Source organism: Paraburkholderia sp. (assembly GCF_036488795.1).
In the GTDB taxonomy this organism is placed as follows: domain Bacteria; phylum Pseudomonadota; class Gammaproteobacteria; order Burkholderiales; family Burkholderiaceae; genus Paraburkholderia.
Window position 1 is genome coordinate 1 of record NZ_DASXHA010000115.1, and the last position, 10,742, is coordinate 10,742.

General features: G+C 63.6%; 9 protein-coding genes. 2 read left to right on the forward strand and 7 right to left on the reverse strand.

Annotated features, from left to right (window positions below; genetic code table 11):
- A partial coding sequence (locus VGH41_RS17035; RefSeq protein ID WP_331598672.1) for a YifB family Mg chelatase-like AAA ATPase occupies window positions 1-869 on the forward strand: 869 nt, incomplete at its 5' end.
- 351 nt (window positions 870-1,220) lie between these two features.
- Here the strand turns inward: VGH41_RS17035 and VGH41_RS17040 are convergent.
- Window positions 1,221-1,751: a hypothetical protein gene (locus tag VGH41_RS17040; protein ID WP_331598679.1), complete on the reverse strand. Its 531-nt coding sequence runs from the start codon at window positions 1,749-1,751 to the stop codon at window positions 1,221-1,223.
- Between the two features lie 259 nt (window positions 1,752-2,010).
- Here VGH41_RS17040 and VGH41_RS17045 point away from each other — a divergent pair, with 259 nt between their 5' ends.
- Window positions 2,011-2,544, forward strand: coding sequence for a TlpA disulfide reductase family protein (locus tag VGH41_RS17045; protein ID WP_331598673.1), 534 nt, complete (start codon window positions 2,011-2,013; stop codon window positions 2,542-2,544).
- Window positions 2,545-2,672: 128 nt separating this feature from the next.
- Here the strand turns inward: VGH41_RS17045 and VGH41_RS17050 are convergent, their stop codons facing one another.
- From VGH41_RS17050 to VGH41_RS17075, 6 genes are all read right to left on the reverse strand, one after another.
- The gene (locus VGH41_RS17050) at window positions 2,673-4,022 is read right to left on the reverse strand and encodes a sigma-54 dependent transcriptional regulator (protein ID WP_331598674.1); all 1,350 of its coding nucleotides are present in this window, start codon (window positions 4,020-4,022) and stop codon (window positions 2,673-2,675) included.
- A 75-nt stretch (window positions 4,023-4,097) separates the two neighbouring features.
- Window positions 4,098-6,077 (reverse strand): sensor histidine kinase, encoded by a 1,980-nt coding sequence (locus VGH41_RS17055; RefSeq protein WP_331598675.1) that lies wholly within the window; start codon window positions 6,075-6,077, stop codon window positions 4,098-4,100.
- A gap of 4 nt (window positions 6,078-6,081) precedes the next feature.
- A complete protein-coding gene (locus VGH41_RS17060; RefSeq protein ID WP_331598676.1) occupies window positions 6,082-7,371 on the reverse strand; it encodes a dicarboxylate/amino acid:cation symporter in 1,290 nt (429 codons plus the stop codon).
- 574 nt (window positions 7,372-7,945) lie between these two features.
- On the reverse strand, window positions 7,946-8,743 hold the full coding sequence (ugpQ, locus tag VGH41_RS17065; RefSeq protein ID WP_331598677.1) for a glycerophosphodiester phosphodiesterase: 798 nt from the start codon (window positions 8,741-8,743) through the stop codon (window positions 7,946-7,948).
- Between the two features lie 133 nt (window positions 8,744-8,876).
- Window positions 8,877-9,683 carry an ABC transporter permease subunit gene (locus tag VGH41_RS17070; RefSeq protein WP_331598680.1) on the reverse strand — a complete coding sequence of 269 codons (807 nt, stop codon included), beginning with the start codon at window positions 9,681-9,683 and terminating at the stop codon, window positions 8,877-8,879.
- 89 nt (window positions 9,684-9,772) lie between these two features.
- Window positions 9,773-10,570, reverse strand: coding sequence for an ABC transporter ATP-binding protein (locus VGH41_RS17075; protein WP_331598678.1), 798 nt, complete (start codon window positions 10,568-10,570; stop codon window positions 9,773-9,775).
- Window positions 10,571-10,742 lie beyond the last annotated feature (172 nt).

The following is a 10,742-nucleotide window of genomic DNA, read 5'->3' on the forward strand; positions in this document are numbered from 1 at the left end:
TGCTAATGGTCGGGCCGCCGGGCGCCGGCAAGTCGATGCTGGCGGCACGCCTGCCGAGCCTGCTGCCGCCCATGACCGACGACGAAGCGTTGACCTCGGCCGCGTTGCTGTCCGCCAGCATGTCCGGCTTTTCACCCGCCCAATGGCGGCAGAGGCCGTTCCGCGCGCCGCATCACTCTTCCAGTGCAGCGGCGCTGGTGGGCGGTCGCAATCCGCCGCAGCCCGGTGAGATCACCCTGGCTCACCTCGGCGTGTTGTTCCTCGACGAGATTCCCGAGTTCGATCGTCACGTGCTGGAGACCCTGCGTGAACCGCTCGAAGCGGGTCGCATCACCATTTCACGCGCCGCGCTGCAGGCGGATTTCCCCGCGGCCTGTCAGCTGATCGCAGCGATGAATCCCTGCCCATGCGGCTGGCGCGGCGACCCGAACGGCCGCTGCCGCTGTACGCCGGAAATCGCCGCCAGATATCTGCGCAAACTGTCGGGGCCGCTGCTGGACCGTATCGACATTCAGCTTGAAATCCCGGCGCTCACGCCGGCGGAGCTGTCGGCGCGTTCGGTCGCGGCGGCGGAGCCGAGCGCGGCAATTGCCGAACGGGTCAGCGCGGCGCGCGCCCGGCAACTGGCCCGGCAGGGCAAAACCAATCGGGAACTGAGCGGGCGTGAAGTAGACGAAGTGTGCCGCCCGGACGCTTCAGGCGAGGCATTGCTGCGCGAGGCGGGCGACCGTTTCGGCTGGTCAGCGCGCGCCTATTACCGGGTGCTGAAAGTCGCGCGAACCATCGCCGATCTGGCCGGCGACACCACGCCGACCGGTGCGCAGATTGCAGAAGCGGTGCAGTACCGCCGCGCGTTCGCCAGTGGATAAAGTAAAAAAAATCGCTGTCAAGACTTGACTTATGCACACAAACACCTTTTCGACGCGTCGTTGTGTGATTGAAAGATATGTCTCGAGCGCCTTGCTCAAGCCATTGATTTAACAGCGTTTTTCAAAGTTATCAAAACAGGGGCAACCTGATGGAAGGCCCACCAGACGGGCTTTCGCGCGTTTTTTGGCACGGTTCTCCACAAAGTTATCCACAGGTCCTGTGGGTAACAGAAAAAGCTCCATAAAATCCAGCTATTAGCGCGATAACCTACGGCGGAACTTTCACTGAATTTAACAATCTACGGCCGCCGGTTGTGATCGTTTGCGCCGTATTCTGCCTTCGAGCAGACGTCAATACAGTTGAAATGACTGAAAAAACTGATCCACCTGTTCCTGCGGCAGCGGCTGGCTGGCGATGATCGCCGCCTGATAGACATGCCGGCCATGCGCGACGAATCGTGCGTAGATGGTTCGTGTCTCCTGTTGTTCGCCCGCTTTACCGTTCAGCGTCATTTCCAGCCCCGGCACCTGGCCCCCGGCCGCCAACGGAATCTGCACGGCATGCGCGTCCGGCCTGGCGCTGACGTTACGAGCCAGGCCGGTACGCAGGAAGTCCAGGGCGGTGCGTTGCATCTGCGGGTCATCGGATGGCAGCATCAAAGTGCCGACTGCGAACACCGCTTTGCCGGCCTCGGCGGTTTGCATCGCCATTTGCATGGGCGTGCCGCCCACCTCGATTTGCCGTGCGTCGTTGCTCGGCTTGGCGGGGAGATCGACGGTGTAGCCGTTGTCGTTGTTCATGATCGTGCGCCAGTCGTAGGTCGGCGAACAGCCGGCGAGCGCCGCGCCCAGCGTCAGCACGCCAACCAGCCTGCGCACCATGGAGCGCGACCGCGACCCGCCCGCTGCGCCCGGCCTGATACCGGCGACCCGGCGGGCGATCCGTGTGAACACCTTGCGCGGCAAACCTTGGGAAACCATCAATCGAAAATCACGGCGGAACATAGGGACAGAGGCGGACACAAAAAAGGCGGAAAGCGCATTATCCGCTGACGAACGGCCGCCTGCCGCCTCCCGGGAATGGGGCTACAATACCGACGCTACATTCCGCGCGCGCCGCGCGAATCTCGAGGTCCCTTTCATGAGCCCTACGCCTTCTCCTGTCGCTGCGAAGCGCGCCAGCCCGATTCGCTACATTGCGATGGCGGTTGTCGCCGGTGCCATCGCGGTTGCCGGCTTTTTCGCCTTCAACGGCCAGCAACATGTGCCGGATGCCACCTTCACGCTGCTGTCCGGCCAGAAAGTGTCCACCGCCGACCTGAAGGGCAAGGTCTATCTGGTCAACTTCTGGGCCACGAACTGCGACACCTGCATGCACGAAATGCCGCAAATGGTTCAGACGTATAACCGCTTCAAGGGCAAAGGGCTCGAATTCGTCGCGGTGGCAATGCAGTACGACGCACCCATGTACGTGGCCAACTACAGCGAAACGCGCCGCCTGCCGTTCAAGGTCGCGATGGACGACGGCTCGGCCGCCAGGCAGTTCGGCAACGTCCAGCTGACGCCAACCACCTTCGTCGTCGACAAGGACGGCAAGATCCTCAAGCGCTACGTCGGCGAGCCGCAGTTTGCCGAGCTGGATCAGTTGCTCGAAAAGGCGCTGAACGCGGCCTGAACCCGCAACTCATCACACAAAAACGCGCCGTTAGCGGAATCCGCTAACGGCGCGTTGCATTTTGCGGATGCCACGGGACGCCACAAACCGCAGCGGCTGCCGCGGCGAACACCTGACCGCAGCAACCCTCAGCGCTCTGCGTCGCCCTTCACCGCGAGGCCATAGCGCTTGATCTTCTCGTAAAGCGTTGCCTTGCCCAACTGCAAGCGGTCCGCCGCGACGGCCACGGCACCGCCCGTCTGTTCCAGCGCCTGTGAAATCACCGCGCGCTCGAACTGCTCGACGCGCTCCTTGAGCGACTGCTCCGACGCGTCGTCCGTCGTCGCCGTCAGCGGATCTTCCGCCACACCCAATACGAGCCGATCCGCCGCGTTGCGCAATTCCCGCACGTTGCCGGGCCAGTCACGCTGCATCAGACTCGCGCGCTGCCGGTCGGTGAGTATGGGCGCGGGCCGTTGATAGCGCACCGCCGCGTCGAGCAGGAAATGTTCGAAGAGCGGCACGATGTCTTCACGACGCTCGGCAAGCGGCGGCAACGCAATCGTGACGACGTTCAGCCGGTACAACAGGTCGCGCCGAAAGCTGCCGGATGCCACGTGCTCCGTCATGTCGCCCTTGGCGGCGGCCACGACACGGCAATTGACGCGAATCGGCTGGTTCGAGCCCAGCCGTTCCAGTACGCCGTCCTGCAGCACGCGCAGCAATTTCACTTGCAGCCCGAGCGGCATGCTTTCTATCTCATCCAGAAACAGCGTGCCCCCCGATGCATGCTCCAGCTTGCCGATACGGCGTTTGGCGGCGCCGGTAAACGCGCCGGGCTCGTAACCGAACATCTCCGATTCGAACATCGGCTCCGGCAACGCGCCGCAATTCACCGCGATGAACGGCTTGTCACGACGCGGCGAGAGTTCGTGCAGACTGCGCGCGATCAGTTCTTTGCCAGCACCGGTATCGCCGTTGATGAGCACGGCGGCATCGGTGGGCGCCACATTCGCAATCAGACGCCGCACCTGTTCGATCACAGGACTGCGCCCGATGATGCGCGGCGCCACCGTGTTTTGCCCCGCCAGCTCGCGACGCAGCGCGTGGTTTTCGAGCACCAGCGTGCGTCGTTCCAGCGCGCGCCGCACGGTTTCGATCAGGCGCTCGGAGGCAAACGGCTTCTCGATGAAGTCGTATGCACCGTCGCGCATCGCCTGCACAGCCATTGAAATATCGCCGTGGCCCGTGACGAGAATCACCGGCACCTCGGGCGCGCGCTCGTGGCATTGGGCGAGCAGATCGAGGCCGCTCGCACCCGGCAAGCGAATGTCGCTGACGATCACGCCCGGGAAATCCGCGCTGATCGAACGAGACGCGGATTCGACGGACGCGTGGCCGGTGACGTCGAAACCGGCAAGCTGCAAACTCTGCACGCTCGCGCGACGCACCAGTTCGTCGTCCTCGATATACAGCACCGGCAAACTATTGTTGACCATTGTCGTTACCACCCTGGAGCCTGGCGCGCATCAGGCGCGTGCGCATCCGCATGCCGAATACCTGAGCGCGTGAATTCAAGAACCTGTCGCGAGTGTGTCCACCGTCTGCACGTGCGCCCGCCGCAGCGTCAGCACGAATAGCGCGCCGCCGTCGGGCGCATTGCGCGCGACCAGCGAGCCCCCTGCGTCGCGTGCAATGGATGAGGAAATCGCCAGCCCCAGGCCGAGTCCCTGCCCCATCTCCTTGGTCGTAAAAAACGGCTCGAAGAGGCGTGGCAGGACGTCCTCCGCAATGCCGGGGCCGTTGTCGTGAACGGAGATGGCGAGCGTGCTTTGCGCCACTTCGATTTCGATCTGGATGCGCGGCACCACGCCAGCGGCTGACGAAGCGCCGGCCGTTGCATCCAACGCATTCCCCAGCAGATTGATCAGCACCTGCTCGAGCCTCAAGTCATCGCAATTGGCGACGAACTCGGGATGCTCGTGCGCCGGATCGAAGCGTTCGCGCGTGCCCGCGTCAGGATCGACCACGCTGATCTCCACCGTCACATCCTGCAGGCGCTTCACCAGCAACGCCAACACATTGCGCAGTGCACGCGCGAGCGGCGCCCGCGCGCTGCGCGGCCGCGCGCGTCCCACAAACAGCTTCAACTGATTCGTGATCTTGCCCATGCGCTCGGTCAGCGCGGCAATCGCTTCGAGGTTTTCGCGTGCCGATGCCTGATCGCCGCGTTCGAGCAGCACCCGCGTGTTGTCCGAGAAACCACGCAGTGCCGCGAGCGGCTGATTCAGCTCGTGCGTGATGCCCGCCGCCATTTGACCGAGCGCGGCAAGCTTGCTGGCCTGGATCAGTTCGTCGTGCGCCGCGCGCAACTCCTGCTCGGCGCGTGTGCGTTCAGCCACTTCCTTTTGCAACTGCTCGTTCGCTTGCGACAGATCCGCCGTGCGCTCCGCAACCCGCTGATTCAGCTCGGCATACGCGCGCTGCAGCAATTCGCGGCCGCGCATCATCTCGCGCAAGCGAGCGCGCCGCATTCTCCAGTAGAACGCGAGCAAACACAGCGACACGTAGCCGAAGCCCGTGACGACGGCCGCGTTGCGGGCGTCGGTATCGACCGGGTCCACGCTCGCCATCGTGATCAGATGCCAGTCGGGCTCGCCCATCGAACGACGCGACGCCAGATAGCGCGGCGCATACCGTCCGCCGCCGATCCGCACGATCTGCGCGTCGCCCTCGAGCGTGCGCTCGATCGTCACCGGCAGCGGCGGGATCTCCTGCTGCGCGTACTGGCGCGTCTGATAAATCGAGTCAGCAATCGCGCCGGAGAGCGGGCGCACGGTGTGATATTTCCACGCCGGCACGGAGGAGAGAAAGATCACGCCGTGGTCGTCGGTGACGATCAGCGGCTCGGCGGCATCCGCGCCCTGAAACCATTCCAGATTGAGTTTGACCACCGCTACGCCGACGATCTTGCCGTCGCGCCGCACCGGTTGCGAGATGTAGTAGCCGGGATCATGCGAAATCGTGCCGATGCCGAAGAAGCGGCCCACGCCGCCGTTCACTGCGTCGATGAAGTACGGGCGGAACCGGTACTCTACGCCGACGAAGCTCTCCGGCTCCTGCCAGTTGCTCGCCGAAACGCACAGGCCGTCGGCCTTGATGATGTAGGTGGCGGTCGCGCGCGCGTGACGGTTGAGGTCTTCGAGGTAGCGATTCGCGCGCTCGACGTTCGCCGGATTGGGCGTCACCAGCACGTCCTGCACGAACGGATGCTCGGCGAGCAGATAAGGCAGCGATTCGTAGCGTTCGAGCGTGCTTTTGAGCGCGTTGGCCGTGCGATCCACACGCACCGCGGCGTTGCGCCGGAGATTGTCGATACCGCGCTGCCACGTGATGCTCCACGTCAGCCCGCACGCCGCCACGAGCCCGGCGACGAGCGCGAAGAGGATCAGCAGGCGGCGCGTCACGTTGTGAGATTCCGGTCGGTGGGATGCCGATATTGTGGCATACCGGGCGGCTCGATCATCCACCGGCACTGCGCCGCCCGCTCGCATGCGCTCAGGCTTGCGCCGTTTCAGGTTCCTTGACAGCGGCCGCTTCGCCGCGCAATACCGCGCGCAGCTTGCTGCGGTCCAGCTCGTTTTCCCAGGCCGACACCACCACCGTCGCCACTCCGTTACCCACAATGTTGGTCAGCGCGCGGCATTCGCTCATGAAGCGGTCAATGCCGAGAATCAGCACCATACCCGACAGCGGAATGGTCGGCACCACGGCAAGGGTTGCCGCCAGCGTGATGAACCCTGCGCCCGTCACGCCGCTCGCGCCTTTCGAGGTCAGCATGGTCACGGCGAGGAGCGTGAGCTGCTGCGTCCAGGTCAGATCCGTGTTGGTGGCCTGCGCAATGAAGAGCACGGCCATCGTCATGTAGATGTTGGTGCCGTCCAGGTTGAACGAGTAGCCGGTCGGCACGACGAGCCCCACCACCGAGCGCGAACAGCCGAGCTTTTCGAGCTTCAGCATCAGTTGCGGCAGCGCGGCTTCCGACGAACTCGTGCCGAGCACGATCAGCATCTCTTCCTTGATGTACGCAACGAAGCGCAGGATGTTGAAGCCGACCATCCGCGCAATCGCGCCGAGCACGACCACCACGAACACGATGGAAGTCAGATAGAACGTGCCGATCAGCTTGAGCATAGGCAGCAGCGAGCCGATGCCGTACTTGCCGATGGTGAACGCCATTGCGCCGAACGCGCCGATCGGCGCCAGCTTCGTGATGATGCGCACCATGCCGAACAGCACGCCCGACAAGCCTTCGATCAGATTCGTGACGACCTTGCCGCGCTCGCCGAGGGTGGCGAGCACGCTGCCGAACAGCATCGCGATCAGCAGGATCTGCAGGATTTCGCCCTGGGCGAACGCATCCGTGATCGTGTTCGGAATGATGTGCATCAGGAAATCGACCGTGCTCTGGCCGTGCGCCTTCGCGGCGTACGACGCGACAGCCTTGCCGTCGAGCGTTGCCGGATCGACGTTGAAGCCGACGCCCGGCTTGAGCACGTGCGTGGCGATCAGACCGAGCACCAGCGCGAACGACGAGACGATCTCGAAGTACAGCAGCGCCTTGCCGCCCACGCGCCCAACCTTCTTCATGTCTTCCATGCCGGCAATGCCGGTCACGACCGTACAGAAGATGATCGGGCCGATCACCATCTTGATCAGCTTGATGAAGGCGTCGCCCAACGGTTTCATGTCGATGGCGAAGTCCGGCGAATAATGACCAAGAGCAATGCCGATCATGATCGCAATGATCACCTGGACGTAGAGCACTTTATGGATGGGTTTTTTCACGATGGTTCCTGCGATGTGGATGAGCCAATGGCCTGCCACGCTGCGCATCATGCGAACGAATGGACGTGTCGCCTGTGCACGGCATCGGGCCGCGACAAGACGACAAACCTAGAAATACCGGGAGGGGAAATCGGACATCGTTGTCTCCATGCTTTAGTTGTCGGGCCTTTGCGGCCGCGCTTCTACTTTGCAAGGTCGATGCCAGTTGAATAACGGCCTTTCGCCGTTGATTTTTATGGGTTTTTTTGAGCGTCGCCGCAGCCGCCGTCCAGCTTTCCGGAAATCCGGACAGGCGGCGTCGGGCATTCCGGAATCCGTGCGTCGGGCAACCCGTCGCGGGCCGTCGAAAGCCGTCCGCGCAAAAAAATGCCTTCCTCGAGGCGGGAAGGCATTTCAACAGGATATCGGAGACATTGTTGTTCGTGGGCTTCGGGTACGGTCAGTGTTACGGCGAAGCTCACTTCACAATATTAGGATGGATCGCGCCATCCGACCGTTAAGGATTGTCAAATGCGAGCGTCGTTCAAGCGCGTGCGGTCCGCCGCCGCCGGCTTCAGCACGAGCGCCTCCGGCCTCAAGGGGCCCGGTGATCCGGCATGGGCAGCATGTCGTGCGCAAGCCTGTCGATGCGATCAGTACAAATCATGTCAACGCCCCATTGCGCGAGCAGTTGCGCACGCGCCGCGTCGTTCACCGTGTAGGCCAGCACACGCAAGCCCGCCGCGTGAATCTCGGCGACCAGCTCAGCAGTGAGATGCTTGTGGCTCGCATGGAGCGACACGCAATCGAGTTCGCGTACGACGCGCAGCCAGTCGGAGGGCAGCGCTTCGAACAGCATGCCGCGTCGCAAGGTGGGCGCCGCTTCTTGCGCCGCAGCGAGCGCGTCTTGCGAAAACGACGACAGGAGCGGCGGCGTCTGTGCCTGCCACAGCGTGAGCGCGGCACGCGCGACCAGTTGGCCGGTCAGTGTGTCGCGTCCGGGACAGGGTTTGATTTCGAGGTTGGCTGCGATGGCGTCACGCGCGCAACGGGCAGCGGCTTGCGCGAGGGTGGGCAGGCGTTCGCCGGTGAAGTCCGCGCCGTACCATGCGCCGGCGTCGAGCGTCTGCAGCTCTTGCCAGCTGCGTTGCGCAGCGGCGCCGTGGCCGTTGGTGGTGCGCTCGAGCGTGTCGTCGTGCAGCAGGTAGGCCTGATCGTCAGACGAAAGCTTGGCGTCGAATTCGACCATCGTGTAGCCGAAGCGCTTGCAGGCGTCGAAGCCCGCGAGCGTGTTTTCCGGGGCCAGCGTGCCGCCGCAGCGATGCGCGACGAGCCGCGGGTACGGCCAGTCAGCGTCCAAACCACGATCCGCGCGATCAATGCCATTTCCCACGTGTCTGCACCTTCGAAATAGACCGGATTGGACACGCCCTCGGGCGTGTATCTTGTGATCGTTCTACGCCATCCAACCTGCGAAGGCTAAAATTAAATGTGCAAATTCGCAAGCAGCGCTATAAACCCATGCATTAACCGCGCCCCTTCCACGGCACGAGCCGCCGCTCCAGCGCACGCATTCCCAGGTCGAACACCCAGGCGATCAGACCGATCAGCACGATACCCATGACGACCACGTCCGTGCGCATGAAGCTCGACGCGTTGAGCACCATCTGACCGAGGCCTGCGGTCGCCGCGACCATTTCGGCGGCGACGAGCGTGGTCCAGCCAAACCCGATCGCAATCCTGAGGCCGGTCAAAATCTCCGGCAACGCGGCCGGTAGCACCACGTAACGGACGATCTGCGAAAATTTTCCGCCAAGCGAATACGCGGCATGTATCTGCTCGACCGTGGCGCTGCGTGCTCCGGCGCGCGCCGCCATCGCGATCGGCGCGAAACACGCCAGATAGATGACGACGATCTTGGCAGTCTCGTCGATACCGAACCAGATCACCACCAGCGGCAAATACGCAAGCGGCGGCAGCGGACGGTAAAACTCGAGCGGCGGATCGAGCAGGCCACGCGCCACACGGCTCACACCCATCAGGATTCCCACCGGCACCGCCGTCACGGTGGCAAGCGCGAACGCGCCAAACACCCGCAGCGCACTCCACGCCAGATGCTCGGACAAGGGCAGGCCGCCCTGAATGCGTCCGTGGCATGCGTCGATGAAGGCATGCCACACCGCTTCAGGCGATGGCAGAAAAAGCGGCGGCAACCAGTGCAGATGCGTGGCCAGCCACCACAGCGCAGCGAGCGCGGCAACGGAGCTCGCGCTCAAGGCCGCGGTCGGGCCCTCGCCCGGCATGCGCCACGCGCGCACGGCTTGCGGCTTCACGGTCGAAGGCGCTGCTGCTGCCGGTGCAGTGCTTGCGGCACCCGCCACTGGCGGCAATGACACCTTGCCATACGAATCATGCGAAACAGTCACGACAGCACCTCATCCGGCGCGCGCTCATGCAGGCGACGCACCAGCTTCTCACGCCATTCAATGAAATCGGGCGACGACTTCACCGCTCGCGCATCACGTGTGGCGAGGAAGCGTCGTGCGAACGGCAAATCGTAGCTCTCGGCGATGCGCCCCGGCCGAGGCGTCATCACCACGAGGCGGGTCGCCAGAAACAGGGCTTCTTCGACGCTGTGTGTGATGAAAAACACCGTCTTGCGTGTGCGGCCCCACACGTCGAGCACGAGTTCCTGCATCGACTCGCGCGTCATTGCATCGAGCGCGCCCATCGGCTCATCCATCAGCAGTACTTGAGGATCGCTCGCCAATGCGCGTGCAATGCCGACACGCTGCTGCATGCCGCCGGACAACTCGTAGATGCGCGCGTGGGCGTGTTGATCGAGGCCGACCAGCGCGAGCATCTGCTGCGCGATGCGCTCGCGCTGCGCTTTGGGCACGTGCTGAAATCGCAAGCCGAGCGCGACGTTGTCGAGCACATCGAGCCAGGGCATCAACGCATACTTCTGGAACACCACGCCGCGATCCGCGCCGGGTCCGTTGATCGGTTCGCCGTTCAGGCGGACTTCGCCACTGCCCGGCTGGATGAATCCGGCGATGCAGTTGAGCAAGGTCGTCTTGCCGCAACCCGATGCACCGAGCGCCACGACGAACTCGCCGGCTTCGATATGCAGATCGACATCCGCGAGCGCTATCGTTGGCGCCCCGCCGCGGGTGCCTTCGAAGGCGACGTGGAGTCGTTGAATCTCAAGACCGCTCATGGGAATACCGGTTGGCGTGGGAGGGTCGAGCGGCGCGGGCGCTGATGTCGCGGGTTGTTCGACACCACACGCTCACGCCGTCCGTTTGCTAGCGCGCGACCTGCTGGACGAAGTGCGGATCCACGCCTGCCGAGTAGTCCGGCAACACGTTCTGAATCGTACCCTGCGTCTT

What these genes read in the sequence shown, in the direction of transcription:
- VGH41_RS17040 (WP_331598679.1), bottom strand. Translation starts at nt 1,751, where the DNA reads ATGGTGCGCAGGCTGGTTGGCGTGCTGACGCTGGGCGCGGCGCTCGCC.
- VGH41_RS17045 (WP_331598673.1), top strand. Translation starts at nt 2,011, where the DNA reads ATGAGCCCTACGCCTTCTCCTGTCGCTGCGAAGCGCGCCAGCCCGATT.
- VGH41_RS17050 (WP_331598674.1), bottom strand. Translation starts at nt 4,022, where the DNA reads ATGGTCAACAATAGTTTGCCGGTGCTGTATATCGAGGACGACGAACTG.
- VGH41_RS17055 (WP_331598675.1), bottom strand. Translation starts at nt 6,077, where the DNA reads ATGCGAGCGGGCGGCGCAGTGCCGGTGGATGATCGAGCCGCCCGGTAT.
- VGH41_RS17075 (WP_331598678.1), bottom strand. Translation starts at nt 10,570, where the DNA reads ATGAGCGGTCTTGAGATTCAACGACTCCACGTCGCCTTCGAAGGCACC.